Raw genomic sequence first — 15243 nt, forward strand, 5'->3', positions numbered from 1 at the left:
TATGATGATGGCTTTAATTTATCTTTTTATTAGGGCAGGTTATTATCTGAATTAGACAAGGATAGATATGAAAGAAAAAGTTGTAGTAGGAATGTCAGGTGGCGTTGATTCATCAGTTTGCGCCTGGCTTTTAAAAGAACAGGGATATGAAGTCATCGGAGCTACCATGCAGATATGGCAGTCTGATGAATGTAAGATAGAAAAAGAAGGAAGCTGCTGCGGAATCTCTGCTGTAGAGGATGCAAGGAGAGTAGCAGAGTGTCTGGACATCCCTTATTATGTAATGAATTTCAGGCAGGAGTTCAGGCGTGATGTTATAGACCGCTTCACGGGCTCATATTTGAAGGGCCTTACTCCAAACCCATGTATCGCATGTAACAGGTATGTTAAGTGGGGAGCCTTCCTTGAACGCTCAAGAGAAATTGGTGCAAACTTTCTTGCAACAGGTCATTATGCAAGAGTAGAACAGCTTCCTAACGGAAGATATTCTGTTAGAAGGTCTGTAACCTCCGAAAAGGATCAGACCTACGTTCTCTATAACCTGACTCAGGAAGAACTTGCTCATACACTTATGCCTGTTGGAGAATACACTAAGCCTCAGATAAGAAAGTTTGCAGAAAAGCTCGGACTTCCTGTTGCACACAAGAAGGACAGTCAGGATATCTGCTTTGTAGAAGACGGCGATTATGCACGCTTTATTAAGGATGAGACAGGAAGCCTTGGTAAGAGCGGTGTATTCAAAACTACAGATGGACAGGTTGTAGGAAAGCATACAGGAACAGTTCAGTATACAATAGGTCAGCGTAAGGGCCTTGGCGTAGCACTTGGCCGTCCTGTGTATGTTACAGATATAAATGTAGAGTCAGGCGAAGTAATACTTGGTTCAAACGATGATCTCTTTAGCGACGTTGTATATGCAACAGATATAAATCACATGGGTGAAGAGCATTTTGATGAGAATAAGACTTACACTGCAAAGGTCAGATATTCACAGACAAGCGTTCCCTGCCATGTTAAGTATGTAGATGACAATACAATCCGTATTGAATTTGAAGAAAAGGTAAGAGCTGCAACACCCGGTCAGGCAGCAGTTGTCTATGATAGTGAGTTTATAGCGGGCGGCGGAATGATCATCAGAGATAACAGATAAGTTTTGATGTTGCAATATTATAAATGTTGTAAGTACAAGATAAGCTTTCGGTATTTAAGTTACCGGAAGCTTTTTTGCTGTGCATAATAATCTGGAAAAAAAGATTTGATGATCATGTATCTTTACAGTTGTATTAGCGATTCCGATATAGAAAAAGAATTTGATAAAAATTAATATTTTTTGCATATTTATACTTTCCATGATGTTAAAATTGTGATATAGTTTCTCTTGCATAAAAATAAATCAAATAGGAATAAATATACATGAAGAAAAAATTATTTTCCGTATTAGCTATTATCATGATGCTGAGTGCAGCAGGCTGCAGCTCAGATAACAACAGCAAAGTAGTTGAATCAATCGACGATCTTCCGGGAGCATCCATAGGTGTTCAGCTTGGTACAACAGGCGATATCTATGCAAGTGATTATGAAGCTCCGGAGTATGGTTCAACCGTTGAGAGATTTAATAAAGTTACAGATGCTGTCCAGGCTCTTAAGCAGGGCAAAATTGACTGCGTAATTGCAGATGAGCAGCCGGCCATTGCTTCAATAGAGAATGAAGCTAGTCTTGTTATACTTGATGAGCCGTTTGCATTGGAAGATTATGCAATGGTTGTTGCCAAGGATAATGATGCTCTTCTTGAAGATATTAACGGAGCGCTTGCCGAGCTTCAGGCAGATGGCACAGTAGATAGCATAATTGCAAACTACATAGGTGATGCGACTAAGGGTAAAAGTCCATATGTAATTCCTGAGGGAACTACTTATGAGAACGGCACACTTGTAGTAGCTACCAATGCAGCTTTCAAGCCGTATGAGTTCTATGAAGGAAATGATATTGTCGGAATTGATATCGATATAATCCGTGCTATCGGTGATAAGCTCCACATGAATATAGAGATTGAAGACATGGAGTTTGATGCTATCATCAATGCAGTCAGCTCCCACAAAGCAGACGTCGGCATCGCCGGAATGACAATGACCGAGGAACGTGCCAAGTCTATCAATTTTTCATCACCCTATGTAACCAGTAAGCAGGTAATGATCGTAAAAGGTAATAATTCATCTGCTGTAGAAGCGAGCTTCATAGCGAAGATCAAACAGAACTTTGTTGAGAACGACAGATGGATATACATCCTTTCAGGTCTTAAGAATACTTTGATCATTGCACTTTGCGCAGTAATCCTTGGTGTATTTATCGGATTCCTTGTTGGAGTCGTAAGGGTTACTCATGATAAAGCAGGTAAGCTTCCGATACTTAACACTATCTGTAAAGCCTACCTTACTATCATCCGCGGAACGCCTGCAATGATCCAGCTTCTTATCATTTACTACGTAGTATTCCAGTCTGTAAATGTATCCAAGATACTTGTTGCAGTTATCGCCTTTGCCATTAACTCAGGTGCATATGTTGCCGAGATCATGAGAGGCGGAATCATGTCGGTTGATAACGGCCAGACTGAGGCAGGACGAAGCCTCGGCCTTAGCTATCGCCAGACTATGATCTACATCATCCTTCCTCAGGCTATCAAGAACGTACTTCCGGCACTTGCAAACGAGTTCATCACTCTTATCAAGGAGACATCGATCTGCGGTTACATCGGCCTTATGGATCTTACAAGAGGCGGAGATATCATCAGAAGCCAGACTTATGAAGCCTTTCTTCCTCTTATTGCAGTAGCGATCATCTATCTCATCATCGTTGAGATACTGACCGTACTTGTAGGTAAGTGGGAAAAGAGCCTTCGCAAGTCAGAGAGATGAGATTAAAAGAAGATACATTATAATATCAATTCTTTTAATCAAAGATAAAGAATAATAATCAAAGATAAAATGGTTAAAAGTAATAATGAAAAATGATTATCAAAAGTAATAGTCATACGACTATTTACATGAGAAACAGAGGTAGAAATCTTGAGCGGAAATGTAAATGATCAGATCTTAATAGAGGTCAAAAATCTTTCTAAGTCCTTTGATGATAACAGCGTACTTGAAAATGTAAATCTTCAGATCAAAAAGGGCGAAGTTGTAGCTATCATCGGACCTTCAGGTTGTGGTAAGTCAACTTTTATCAGAACTCTTAACCAGCTTGAAAAGGTATCAGGCGGTAATATATATCTGGATGGAGAAGATATCACATCCAAGGAAGCAAATATCAACGATATCAGAAGAAGAGTGGGAATGGTATTCCAGCATTTTAATCTTTTTCCACATCTGACCATCCTTAATAATCTTACACTTGCACCTGTAAAGCTTGGAATCATGTCCAAGAAAGAGGCTGAAGAAAAGGCATGTGAACTCTTAAAAAGAGTTGGACTTTATGATAAAAAAGATGCATACCCTGACAGTCTTTCCGGTGGACAGAAGCAGAGAATCGCAATAGCAAGATCTCTTGCTATGAATCCTGAAGTAATGCTCTTTGATGAGCCCACATCTGCTCTTGATCCTGAGATGGTCGGGGAAGTTCTGTCACTAATGAAGGAACTTGCAGATGATGGTATGACAATGGCAGTTGTAACTCATGAGATGAGATTTGCAAGAGAGGTTGCCGACAGAGTACTATTCTTCGATGAAAAGGGAATCAAGGAAGAGGGAACTCCCGAAGAGATCTTCGAAAATCCAAAGAGCGACAGACTTAAGGAATTTTTGTCGAAAGTACTGTGAGGGTGTAGCGTGAGGCGGCAGATGCCCCTGATATAATCCTCAAGCTACCTTGCCACTCGTCGTAGGGGCTGTGGCTGTACGCGCCTTACGATGTCTTTAAAATTAAAATATTGTACGATTTAACATACGATGCCCCTGAACACTCCTCGTACGGATTACGCTCGAGGATTATATCAGGGGCATCTGCCTTGTCTACGTCTATTTTTCAGACAATTAGAGAGCTATTTTTTGGATAGTATATTTCAATAAGTATTCGTGCTTTCGGTAAACTTAAGTAGAAATGCTTTAGTATAGTTTTTGTAGGGCTGTTTGAGGTGGATTTCGAATCCATGCATGTCCATTACCTGCTTGGCGACGGATAGGCCGAGGCCGCTTCCTCTGTTCTTGGAGCGGGAGTCTTCGCCTTTGACGAAGGGTTCGAAAAGTTCTTCTTCGGATTTTGTTATTGCATCGCCGCTGTCAGCTACGGCGAGGAATTCGACACCGGCAAGTTTTGTGATTTCAAAACCTACTTTTATTCCGGAAGGGTTATGACGGATGATGTTGATTATCAGGTTTTCTATAACTCTTTTTAGGTGGAGTTCGTCGGCACTTATATAGAAGGTATCTTCAGGGATATTTATATCTACTTCCATTCCGGCGTCTTCTAGGTCTGTATAGCTGTTTGCGATTATTTCGGTAAGGAAAGCATGGAGATCTATTTTTTTTCTGTCTAAGGTGAATCCGGCACTTCCGACTCTGACGTATTCAAATAGTAAAGTTATGAGTTCGGTCATTCTCTTTGACTTTGAAGCTATTGCGGTAAGATACTCTTTTTTCTGAGCATCATCTTTGACCATGCCATCATTTATGGCTGTAGCATAGCCGCCTATTGTCATTATTGGAGTACGCAGGTCGTGGGCGAAATCTGAGAGCATAAGGTTACGTTGGGCTTCAAAATCTTTTCGTTCCTGATCACGTTCTTTTTCCAAGATTTCTACCTGTTTGGTGACTATTGTTGCATATGTAAGTATGCCTATTATGACAGGCAGAGCCAGAAGGAAAATTGATAAAAGAATGAGGAATACGGCTGCGGATGTTCTAAATGAACCGAATATAAATGCGTTGTTGCCGGTTAAAATTCCCCAGATTAAATATGGAATGTTAGTGATTGATAAGGCGGATGATCCGGAGACTCCCATAAGCATCTGTATTAAAGGAAAAAATGCAAAGTTAACTATTGCGTTTAGAATTAATTCTATCGTGACAACTATTATAAGAATCAGGATCAGTCGTTTTATTAAAAAGCTTTTGAGTTTGTCCATGATAACCTCATATTTGAACTAATGTCTCTTTATTCTCAAAGTCGTGGATTTGTATATGAAATCCGTAGTAGGTGAGGGCTTTTGAATTAAAGCTGCAATGGTTAAAAATATCGTTTTATTCTTTTTCAATACGATAACCAAGTCCTCGTACAGTTTTGATATAGGCTGATGGGTCATCGTCAAGCTTGGACCTTAGCTTGCTTATAGCTACCATGATATTGTTATCAGCGACTACGTAATTATCTCCCCAGGCATATTCATAGATCTTTTCTTTAGTAAAAACTTTACCTGGATTTTCCATGAAGAGTTCCATCATCTTAAGTTCTGTTGAGGTAAGCTCTATCTTATTTTCACCGCGATAGAGAATGCAGGCATCTCTGTCGAGTCTAAGATCTCTGAGAGAAAGAAGTCCTTCTTTCTTTACTTCCATATCTCCTTTTAAAGAGTGGTAACGGCGGAGGTTGGAACGGACTCTTGCAACAGCTTCAAGAGGGTTGAAGGGCTTTACCATATAGTCATCTGCTCCAAGGTCGAGACCTATGATCTTGTCAGGATCGGTATCCTTGGCGGATATGATGATGACGGGAATGTTATTGTTTTTCCTGAGCTCTTTTAGCACATGAAAACCGTCCATTTCCGGCATCATGACATCAAGCAGGCAGAGACTTACGTCTCCGCCTGCAAGAACTTTAAGAGCTTCTTTGCCATCGCCAGCTTCTGCAACTGCATAACCTTCATTTTCGAGATATAGTTTTAGTAAACTTCTGATTTCAGCTTCATCATCTGCTATGAGGATCTTGTCCATAAGCTGGCTCCTTTTTCAGTGAATGTTTTTATTTTTCTTCGATAGCAAGTCTTCCATACTCGAGCTTCTCATAAAGAGCTGCGTTGGTCATGTTTCTATAAGGTGTTACATAGAATGTGCCAAGGAGTCCAAGTGTGAATAATGAAAGGATTCCCCATCCAATGAAAGAGAGGTCAAGTACGAATGCGTGCCACTTCTGGCCTTTCATCATTTCTTTACTCTTAGCGAATACTTCTTTGCTTGTAAGCTCTGGGTGATCAGCAAGGATGTAAGGGATCATACGATATTCATACATTTTTACAATACCAGGAATGATGAGGAGCAAACTCCAAAGAGCTGTGTACAGATCTCTGAAGAAAACAGTCTTTACAACAGTCTTGTAATTGTTATCAAATGCATATGCAACTTCACTTACATTAGCTTTCTGGTTGAGGTTTCTTGTGAAGAATCTCTTGCAGCCAACTTCCATAGGGCTGAGTATAAGGATATCAATGGCGATAGCTGTACCAATTAAAATAAGTACTACTGTTACAAGTACGAGGATTAGTACAATTATCATTCCTGCGCCGAATTTACCACTATCGATCATGTTAGAAACATGTTCGATTCTACCAGGAATGCTTTCAGGTGAATTGCTAAGTTCATAGCTGGAATTTCCATCAGAAAATTCTAATTTACCATCTTCTGTAGTTCTAAAGGGGAAATTCATTGAATTATTATCTGTAACGTTTTCTGTCTGATATTCTGTATTAACAGTATTATCAGTGCCTTTCTTTTCTGTAAGACTCTTTCCTGCAATAGAGCTTCCTGTTGAACCGAGTATGAATGCAAGTATCAGACTTACAAGCACGGTCTTCCAGTAGTTTACAGATAACGATTTCTTTGCCTTTTCTTTAAGTTCTTTTCTTGTCCACATGATTTTTATCCTCCGTTTATGTGAGTGCCGAATGAATTTGCGTTTTGTTCAATCGGTGTTGTTATCTTATGAACAAAGGATATCATTCGAACCTTTCCGGTAAACCTAAAGAACCTTAACATAACCTTAACACTCGCATAACTTAGACTTAGCATAGGTCCCATTTGGGGGATTGTGCCTTGGCAGATACCACTGATATAATCCTCGATCTACCTTGCCACTCGTCGTAGGGGCTTTGGCTGTTCGCGCTTTGAGTGGTGAAAACGTGAAGTTATTGTACGATTGAACATACGATGCCCCTGGACACTCCTCGTACGGATAACGATCGAGGATTATATCAGTGGTATCTGCCAAATCTACGTTATTGGCCCTTAAAATAAATGGGAAGTATGATGTGATAGCGTTATGTATATTATATGACTTTTTGTCACTTCGTTCCAAAAGTCATGTAAATAGGCCAATTGAGAACACCTTCGGTGCCTAGCCTATTTACCTACCGATTCACTTTCTTACGAAATCCGCAGTAAATGCGCGTTTCTGTAATTTACATTCAAGAAGTCATACATATTTATACCTTACTGTATCATGGAATCTTTGATGAAGATATATATGCTAAAATAGTAGTGATAAGGTTGATATTATAAGGAGAAACACAGGCTTGAGACGATATATAGCAGATATGCATTTTGATGATGATATAGTTAATAAACTCATGGATAAGCGCGGCTTTGAAACAGTGGATGAGATGAACGAGTACATGATCAGCCAGTGGAACAGCGTGGTCCAGAAGAGGGATGAAGTTGTGATTCTTGGAGATTTCATTATGTCCAAGGATGTTAAGCGTGCCAAGGAGATTATATTAAGGCTCCATGGTAAGAAATTCATGGTCCTTGGTAATCATGATCATGTGCTGAGAAAGACCGCTTTCGACAGAACTCTTTTCCAGAAGATGTCTGATTATATGGAGCTACATGACAATAACCGCAGAGTCATATGCTCTCATTATCCTATTATGTGTTACAACAGGCAGTATGACTTGGTGAACGGCAAGGCGCATTCTTATATGCTGCACGGTCATATTCATGCAACATCTGATCAGGATTTTGTAGACAGATATGTACTTGAAAATAGGAGAAGGACCCGCATTGTAAGACCCAAAGGCGGTGATGAGATGACGATTCCTATCCCTTGCGAGATCATAAACTGCTTTTGTATGTATTCAGATTATAAGCCGCTTCCTTTGGATGAGTGGATTAAGATCAATGAAAAAAGATTGAGCGAGGTTGATCTTTAAGAAAAAACACTGTTTAGAAACGTGATAGTTCGTGTTTCAAACAGTGTTTTTGTTTTAGATATCAAGTTCAAGGATTATCGGTGCGTGGTCCTGACGCTCGCCTGAATCCAGCATCTCGGATTTTGTAACCTTATCTTTTATTCTGTCACTAACAAGGAAGTAATCAATTCTCCATCCGGAGTTGTTGATCTTACTAGTCTTAATACGCTGTGCCCACCAGGAATATACATTTGGTATATTTCCGTTCACGTGTCTGAATGTATCTACAAATCCTGCGTTAAGAAGATTAGTAAAACCTTCGCGTTCCTCATCTGTGAAGCCAGCTGACATGTGATTGCTATCGGGATTAGCAAGATCAATCTCTTCATGAGCTACGTTGTAATCACCGCATGAGATAACAGGCTTTTGTGAATCAAGCTTTTTCATATAATCAGTATACTTTTTATCCCATTCCTGACGATCATTAAGGCGCTTTAAACCATCACCTGCATTAGGTGTGTATACAAGGTTGAAGAAGAACTTCTCATGTTCAAGAGTGATCATCCTTCCTTCACAGTCCATAGTATCAGGAGCCCCTATTGTCGGGAAATCCGCTTCTAATTTCATACCCTTTTTATAAAGAGCCATAGTTCCTGCATAGCCCTTCCTCGCAGGCTCATGTGAACTTACATATACAAAATCATATTCGGGAAAATAAGACTTAAGTGCTTCTTCCTGCTTTGCATTCATTCCCGTTGCAGGAAGCTTGGTCTCCTGAATTGCGATGATGTCAGCATCCTGCGCAGCAATAGTATCGAGCACCTTGCGGCTAAGCTCTGAACGAGGGCTTGTGCCTGTAAGTGCTGCATTAATTGAATCTATATTCCATGAGATGAATTTCATAGGTAGCTCCTTTTTATGTGTTTATACACTAATAATATCATTTTGTATCTTTTAGAAATACATTTTTGTGTTCTTTTGAATATTTGATGAGGTCATCGGTAAAGCCGTTTTTGGAATAGATTATGAAGTATTCGTTGCGGCTGTTCTTTTTCCAATTAACTGATTTTGCTTTGCTTTGGAGCGATTCAAGAACACTTAGTCCTTTTTTATTCTTCGAGTATTTGCATTCTCCAAAGATCATATCAGTTCCGACTGAATCGTATGCGACAATATCAATTTCGACATCTTTAGCACCCCACCACCTGCCGACACGATTGAAAGAGATTCCTTCTGATAGGAGGTCCCATACCTTTGTACGGCAGATGTCTTCAAATACATAGGAGACATGGTTATCAATAAAATTCATACGAATCTTATCCTCAACGTACTTCATCTGCCCCGATTCGATAAGGCTTTTGTTAGGATATACGAATTTAAACCAGAAGGAAATAAAGTTATCCTTGATCATGTATAATCCCATTTTGCTTTTTTCAGGATTTTCCTCGGTTATAGGTATTTCTCTTTCAACTATATCCAGGTCTATAAGATTCTTAAGATAAGTGGTCAGATTTGACTGCGGTACGCCAAGGGATGTTGCAATCTTTGATAATTTATGGTTGCCTGCTGCTATTGTTTTTAGTACAGAAAAGTAACTTCCTATCTCTGATACTTCTTTTTGAAGAAGGAACTCAGGCTCTGCATAAAGGAATGATCCGGTTGAAAGGATATTATCTTTTATAGCAGTGTAGATATTTTTCTTTTTGGTGAAAAGATTAATGTACTTTGGAACTCCACCTGTGACAGCGTACTGGAGGATCTGATCATCCAGGGAAAGCTTTTCATCAAACTCATGATAATAGGAAAAATCTATTTGTTTAAGTTTGATCTGTGCAGTTCGCCTGCCATATAAAGGAGAATCATAATTCAGTACCTGTGAAGTCATCATATTTATAAGAGATCCACATAGGATGAGCATTACATTTTCCTTTTGCAATGTCTCATCCCAGATTTTCTGCATGATAGAAGAAAATGCGGGGTTAGCTTTACATAGATATTGGAACTCATCTATGACAAGAATAAGACGTTCTTGCTTGGATTCTTCAGCGATGACTTTGAAGATAGGTTCCCAATTAGTAAGACTTGCGCTTGCAAGAAGCTCATTACCAAAATTATCAGACACAAGATTCTTAAAGCTGTTTCTGTTCTCAGATTCATTTTCTTCAGTAGCAAGAAAATAGATAGATTTTTTGCCTTCACAAAAATGGTTAATAAGAGTTGTCTTTCCAACTCTTCGGCGTCCATAGATAACTACAAAAGCTGCATCATCTCTATCATATTCTCTTTCGAGCGTTTCAAGTTCATCTATACGATCTATAAACTTAGACATGGCAACCTCCAATAGTTATATTTGAGATTATTATAATTCAAAATATAATAATTGTAAATTTGATCGTTGAGCCGATACGTCTTTTGCTAAGGAGTTACCAGGAATTGTTCATGCAAGTATTGCAGCGTTCAAGAATTAACTTTTGCAAACAGGAATCTCGGATTCCAATTCAGCCTTATAAAACATAAAATACAAATGATAATAATTATCTACAAAAGACTATAAAAGATAGTAATAAGATAATATAATATTACAAATATGGTTTGATAAATATGATTAAAGTAATTAATTATCAAGGAGGCGCTATGTCATTCAATTATTATTTACGAAAGAAGTTGCATGAGACAAAAATGTCTCAAGCACAGCTAGCCAATGAAATTGACGTTACTAAGGCAATGGTAAATAGATGGATAAAGCCATATAGTCGTAATCCTCAAAAGAAAAGCATACAGAAAGTAGTTGAATTCTTTGGAGATGATTTTGATGAATTAGAGCGTATCTTTACAGTTGAAGAATATTGGGGAGATTTTTTTTGGAAAAATTTCAGAGCTATACTTTTAGAAAGGCAAACATATTGCGAGGATATTCCTGGTATTGATGAAAAGGTGTTGCGCAGATACTATACTGGAAAATGTGATTATGTAGAATTGTACGATTTAATGCTCATAGCAAAATATCTTAATTGTTCTGTAGAAAAGTTAGTAGATTGTAATACTATCCAGTTTGGAGGATACAATAATATTGAGCTTATAGGATCAGAAAAAAGGCTAAATAATCAGTGGGGACTCTCTATAGAATTTAATGCTGATTACAAAGTGGGAACAACTGAGATGGAACCAACAATACATATTGGGGATCAGATAGTACTAAAAAGAGATCTTATTACTCGAAGAATATCAATTTTGCCTTCGATTGGTGATGTTGTAGTTTTGCATGACAAAAAAGAGAAAAAACTATATTTACGACGTGTTGATAATATAAATGGACAGATAGTTTATGTTGCCAATAATACACAGTTTCCGCCTATCTTAAAATCGGAATATATCGAAGTTAAGGGTATTGTCGCTCAAGCACTTACAGAGTTTAATCGATGAATTAAATTGCTTTTCTAATGAGATTCTATTTTATGAGATGTCGTTTGGATTGTTTTGGAGACTGATATGGGGCAAGAAATGGGTTACCAGGTACCATAAAGCTTTCATTTTCAATCTTAATAATAGCATAAGCTGAGGGGAGATTATAGAAGCAGATGGGCGGAGTATTAAGCATAAATGCAATAATATGTAAAATCATAAGTAAAGAAAACAACATATCATTGGGAAAATCGGGATAACATTACATTTTTATGGGGGAAAGTTATTTTTGAGCTAATGAATATTGTTGATTTCCAGCCTGTAAGCACTTTTTAGAACCCTTACAGGCTGAGAATCAACAACGAACATGACGGATATTCTCTTGAAGAGTGTATCTATGCCCCAATCTCAATAATAACTATCTCTGGATGATTGAAGAATCTTGGATATGGCATCCTTTCTCTTACAAGACCTCTGCTTGCTATCATGTTAGTACTATCAGAAATCTCATACAGACCATCAACATACTTTGGAGAGGGCCCTTGATCTGGTGCTATTGTGCCTCTTCCCGTAAACGGATTTATCCACTGTCCTCCGTGAGCATGACCACAAACTACAAGATCAAAGTTATAATTCGTGTATTCATTAATTTTCTCAGGCCTATGAGACAGTAGAATCCTATAGTGCTCTGGATTAGACATTGTATTGGCATTGTCTAACTGGGCCATCCACTCATCTGGTGTCATATAAGTTGGATCATCAACCCCGCATATATCGATATCATTTCCTTTGATGTTTATTGTGCAGGAAGTTCCCTCAAGAACCACAACTCCTATAGATGTCAGATATTTCTTTGTTTCTGTTTCTCTTTCACTCCAGAACTCATGATTTCCGGTCACATAAAAACAGGGATATTTTGAGACTATGGCTTCTACAAATATTTTGGAATTATCATCAGAAAACTTGTCATCAAAAATATCTCCTGATAAAAGAACTGCATCAGGATGCCCTTTATCAATCATTTCTACAAGCTGACTTTGATTCTTGCCATAGTAGCAAGAGTGAAGATCGGTAACTAGCGCAAATCTGACAGGCGCATCTATCTTTCCATTGCCATCAAGACTTATGTATTCCGTGACAGGAATCTCGAACCATATGGTTACAAGGAGTATAACTGCAAGTATACATAATAGTAACTTTTTAAATATTCTTTTTGGATGATTATCGGTTTTCTTCTTCATTTTGTAGTCCCATCAGTTTCTGTATTTCAGTATCTTCAACCCATCTATCTTTATTAGAGCGATTTTCAGCGCTTTCAAGATTGGCAATAACGGAATGAAGTGCTTCTAGATGACCTGATTCATCAGTTTTATCAATGGTCATGAGTATTATCTCCTTTGGTAAAAAAAGGTTATGTAACCATTATAAGCCTATGTTGATATGATAACACGCAAAAACACTTGAAATTATAATCTGTCAGAAGTACATGGAAATATAATTCCATTTAAGCAGTTTTTCTCTATAAGTACTTTTAAAAATGACATTTAGAGAAAAATGAAAGCAAATTTCCTCTAAATGTGTCCTTACAAAAGACATTTAGAGGAAAATTAAATTGATTTTCCTCTAAATGTGGAATAAAATATAACATATAGAGGAAAATGCGAGGTATGATACGATGAATGACTTAATTGGACGTGAAAAAGAGATAAAACGATTGACCAAGGTTATGAAAGAAAAGGAAGCCCAGCTTGTAATCGTATATGGTAGAAGAAGAGTAGGCAAAACTTTTCTTGTCAATGAATTCTTTGAAAATAAATTTGACTTTAAGTTTACCGGGGCATACAACCGTCCAAGACAAGAACAACTAAAAAATTTCATACTTGAACTAAACCACTATTCTGATGAAAAATATGATAATCCAAAAGACTGGACAGAGGCTTTTTTTCTATTAAGAGATTATTTGGAGAAAAAAGGATCAGATGAGAAGCAGGTTGTATTTTTTGATGAAATGCCTTGGATGGATAGCCAGTTATCTGGCTTTCTTCCAGCTTTTGAATGGTTTTGGAATTCATGGGGGAGCGCAAGGAAAAATCTTGTCTTTATAGTATGCGGCTCTTCAACATCCTGGCTGGTAAAAAATATTGATAATAATAAAGGCGGCCTTTTCAATCGTCGTACATGTAGAATTATTCTGTCTCCGTTGGATCTTTATAATACAGAAAAATATCTTAATTCAAGAGATATATACTGGTCACGATATGATATTGCGCTGTGTTATATGATAATGGGTGGAATTCCTTTTTATTTGAGGTTGTTGGATCGAGAGCTGTCCTTAAATGAGAACATAGACATGATCTTTTTCAATAAAATGTCAGAGCTCTGGGATGAATTTGATCAGTTATTTCAGACCCTATTCAAAAATAGTGACCAGTATATAAAGATTGTTGAAGCTTTAAGTCAAAAAAAGAAAGGTCTTACAAGAGGAGAAATTTCGAAAGCAACCAAAATTCCTGCTAATGGAGATTTGACACAAATGCTATCAGATCTTGAAAAGTCTGGATTTATTAGGGTTAACACGAAATTTGGAAATAAAAGCAAGGAAAAGACATATCAGCTATGCGACTATTTTACAATGTTCTATTTGCGCTTTGTTCGTGATAATTATGGAAAAGATGAACATTTTTGGAGTAATACTACTGATAACCCTTCTAGAAATGCATGGCAAGGACTTACTTTTGAACAGATATGTAAGGATCATATAGCCCAGGTAAAGAAAAAATTGGGAATACCTGGTATATTATCAACGGTTTCATCCTGGTATAAACAGGGAAATGATGACGAAAAAGGTGCTCAGATAGACATGCTCATCGATCGCCGAGATCATGTAATAAGTCTATGTGAAGATAAATTTTCTACACAACCTTATGAAATAACCAAGGAATATGATGAATCATTGAAAAACAAAGTTGCGGTATTTAGAGAAGCTACTGGAACAAGGAAAACTATACAGGTTGCCATGATTACTACATATGGCCTGAAGCCAAACAAATACAGTAACTACATCGGAAAAATAATCCAGCTTGATGACCTGTTCGAAAAAAATGATGACTGACCTATATTTGGAATTGGAATCTGTTATATAAACATCTATTAACACCTGTGATATGAGGTTTGATTTGAAAATTTTGATTATCAGGCATGCCAAAGTAAATCACGTATGGAAGAAGTGGTGCACATCTTCAGAGTTTGATGAGCAGTGCAGTATGTATGATACTGCATCCGTTGATACGTCGCCCTTAAATCCTCTAATGTGTGATGTTTCAGACATCTACATAAGTAAACTTATAAGAACCTATTACACAGCCAGGAAGATGTTTGGAGATAAGATATTTACACGCACATCATTAATAAATGAAGTACCTATGTGCGCAGGTATTAAAACGTCTCTAAAAATGCCACTATGGTTTTGGTATATGGTAGCAAGGATCCAGTGGATTACAGGAAGTAGCAGACAACCTGAAACAATGGATAAGACAAGACGAAGGGCCAGGATATTTGTGAAAAAGATACTGGATAAAAATACCAGCTGCGGCGTAGTCACACATGGATTTTTTATGCGAACGCTTATCAAAGCGCTGAAGGAACAGGGATTCACTTCTGATGTTAATCCTTTATATTTCCATAATGGAGAAGTTATCACGTTGTACAGGAATGAGTAATTCTGAAGGCT

At 37.8% G+C, this 15243-nt stretch carries 14 protein-coding genes; 7 read left to right on the forward strand and 7 right to left on the reverse strand.

The window, feature by feature from the left end:
• The first annotated feature begins 67 nt into the window (after positions 1 to 67).
• The 3 genes from mnmA (at position 68) to WAA20_RS01320 (ending at position 3813) form a co-directional block, all read left to right on the forward strand.
• Positions 68 to 1150, forward strand: a complete 1083-nt coding sequence (gene mnmA / locus WAA20_RS01310; protein ID WP_073390350.1) for a tRNA 2-thiouridine(34) synthase MnmA — start codon at positions 68 to 70, stop codon at positions 1148 to 1150.
• A 263-nt stretch (positions 1151 to 1413) separates the two neighbouring features.
• Entirely contained in the window at positions 1414 to 2913 is a 1500-nt protein-coding gene (locus WAA20_RS01315) for an ABC transporter substrate-binding protein/permease (protein WP_073390351.1), read from the forward strand.
• 150 nt (positions 2914 to 3063) lie between these two features.
• The gene (locus WAA20_RS01320; RefSeq protein ID WP_073390353.1) at positions 3064 to 3813 is read left to right on the forward strand and encodes an amino acid ABC transporter ATP-binding protein; all 750 of its coding nucleotides are present in this window, start codon (positions 3064 to 3066) and stop codon (positions 3811 to 3813) included.
• Between the two features lie 242 nt (positions 3814 to 4055).
• Here WAA20_RS01320 and WAA20_RS01325 read toward each other — a convergent pair whose 3' ends face one another.
• The 3 genes from WAA20_RS01325 to WAA20_RS01335 all read right to left on the reverse strand — a co-directional run bounded on the left by WAA20_RS01325 (position 4056) and on the right by WAA20_RS01335 (position 6838).
• Complete coding sequence (locus WAA20_RS01325; RefSeq protein WP_073390355.1) at positions 4056 to 5117, reverse strand: HAMP domain-containing sensor histidine kinase; 1062 nt, start codon at positions 5115 to 5117, stop codon at positions 4056 to 4058.
• Positions 5118 to 5232: 115 nt separating this feature from the next.
• The gene (locus tag WAA20_RS01330; RefSeq protein WP_027218315.1) at positions 5233 to 5922 is read right to left on the reverse strand and encodes a response regulator transcription factor; all 690 of its coding nucleotides are present in this window, start codon (positions 5920 to 5922) and stop codon (positions 5233 to 5235) included.
• A gap of 28 nt (positions 5923 to 5950) precedes the next feature.
• Entirely contained in the window at positions 5951 to 6838 is an 888-nt protein-coding gene (locus WAA20_RS01335) for a DUF975 family protein (RefSeq protein ID WP_073390356.1), read from the reverse strand.
• A 658-nt stretch (positions 6839 to 7496) separates the two neighbouring features.
• Here WAA20_RS01335 and WAA20_RS01340 point away from each other — a divergent pair.
• Positions 7497 to 8132, forward strand: a complete 636-nt coding sequence (locus WAA20_RS01340; RefSeq protein WP_073390539.1) for a metallophosphoesterase — start codon at positions 7497 to 7499, stop codon at positions 8130 to 8132.
• A 54-nt stretch (positions 8133 to 8186) separates the two neighbouring features.
• Here the strand turns inward: WAA20_RS01340 and WAA20_RS01345 are convergent, their stop codons facing one another.
• Entirely contained in the window at positions 8187 to 9014 is an 828-nt protein-coding gene (locus WAA20_RS01345; RefSeq protein ID WP_073390538.1) for an exodeoxyribonuclease III, read from the reverse strand.
• Positions 9015 to 9051: 37 nt separating this feature from the next.
• Positions 9052 to 10440 (reverse strand): ATP-binding protein, encoded by a 1389-nt coding sequence (locus WAA20_RS01350; RefSeq protein ID WP_073390536.1) that lies wholly within the window; start codon positions 10438 to 10440, stop codon positions 9052 to 9054.
• A 272-nt stretch (positions 10441 to 10712) separates the two neighbouring features.
• Here WAA20_RS01350 and WAA20_RS01355 point away from each other — a divergent pair, with 272 nt between their 5' ends.
• Entirely contained in the window at positions 10713 to 11534 is an 822-nt protein-coding gene (locus tag WAA20_RS01355; protein ID WP_081373995.1) for a helix-turn-helix domain-containing protein, read from the forward strand.
• 374 nt (positions 11535 to 11908) lie between these two features.
• Here the strand turns inward: WAA20_RS01355 and WAA20_RS01360 are convergent, their stop codons facing one another.
• The gene (locus tag WAA20_RS01360) at positions 11909 to 12754 is read right to left on the reverse strand and encodes a metallophosphoesterase (protein ID WP_073390533.1); all 846 of its coding nucleotides are present in this window, start codon (positions 12752 to 12754) and stop codon (positions 11909 to 11911) included.
• Positions 12735 to 12896: a hypothetical protein gene (locus WAA20_RS01365; protein ID WP_167562770.1), complete on the reverse strand. Its 162-nt coding sequence runs from the start codon at positions 12894 to 12896 to the stop codon at positions 12735 to 12737. Before WAA20_RS01365 ends, WAA20_RS01360 begins: the two co-directional genes overlap by 20 nt.
• Positions 12897 to 13188: 292 nt before the next feature.
• Here WAA20_RS01365 and WAA20_RS01370 point away from each other — a divergent pair, with 292 nt between their 5' ends.
• Together WAA20_RS01370 and WAA20_RS01375 are read left to right on the forward strand one after the other, a co-directional pair.
• The gene (locus tag WAA20_RS01370) at positions 13189 to 14625 is read left to right on the forward strand and encodes an ATP-binding protein (protein ID WP_073390531.1); all 1437 of its coding nucleotides are present in this window, start codon (positions 13189 to 13191) and stop codon (positions 14623 to 14625) included.
• A gap of 64 nt (positions 14626 to 14689) precedes the next feature.
• Complete coding sequence (locus WAA20_RS01375; RefSeq protein ID WP_073390530.1) at positions 14690 to 15232, forward strand: histidine phosphatase family protein; 543 nt, start codon at positions 14690 to 14692, stop codon at positions 15230 to 15232.
• Positions 15233 to 15243 lie beyond the last annotated feature (11 nt).

It is taken from the genome of Butyrivibrio fibrisolvens (genome assembly GCF_037113525.1).
Taxonomy (GTDB): domain Bacteria; phylum Bacillota; class Clostridia; order Lachnospirales; family Lachnospiraceae; genus Butyrivibrio; species Butyrivibrio fibrisolvens.

Coding starts and splice junctions, on each gene's coding strand:
- WAA20_RS01350 (WP_073390536.1), bottom strand. CDS start 10,440: ATGTCTAAGTTTATAGATCGTATAGATGAACTTGAAACGCTCGAAAGA.
- WAA20_RS01355 (WP_081373995.1), top strand. CDS start 10,713: ATGATTAAAGTAATTAATTATCAAGGAGGCGCTATGTCATTCAATTAT.
- WAA20_RS01315 (WP_073390351.1), top strand. CDS start 1,414: ATGAAGAAAAAATTATTTTCCGTATTAGCTATTATCATGATGCTGAGT.
- WAA20_RS01360 (WP_073390533.1), bottom strand. CDS start 12,754: ATGAAGAAGAAAACCGATAATCATCCAAAAAGAATATTTAAAAAGTTA.
- WAA20_RS01370 (WP_073390531.1), top strand. CDS start 13,189: ATGAATGACTTAATTGGACGTGAAAAAGAGATAAAACGATTGACCAAG.
- WAA20_RS01325 (WP_073390355.1), bottom strand. CDS start 5,117: ATGGACAAACTCAAAAGCTTTTTAATAAAACGACTGATCCTGATTCTT.
- WAA20_RS01365 (WP_167562770.1), bottom strand. CDS start 12,896: ATGACCATTGATAAAACTGATGAATCAGGTCATCTAGAAGCACTTCAT.
- WAA20_RS01345 (WP_073390538.1), bottom strand. CDS start 9,014: ATGAAATTCATCTCATGGAATATAGATTCAATTAATGCAGCACTTACA.
- WAA20_RS01335 (WP_073390356.1), bottom strand. CDS start 6,838: ATGTGGACAAGAAAAGAACTTAAAGAAAAGGCAAAGAAATCGTTATCT.
- mnmA (WP_073390350.1), top strand. CDS start 68: ATGAAAGAAAAAGTTGTAGTAGGAATGTCAGGTGGCGTTGATTCATCA.
- WAA20_RS01330 (WP_027218315.1), bottom strand. CDS start 5,922: ATGGACAAGATCCTCATAGCAGATGATGAAGCTGAAATCAGAAGTTTA.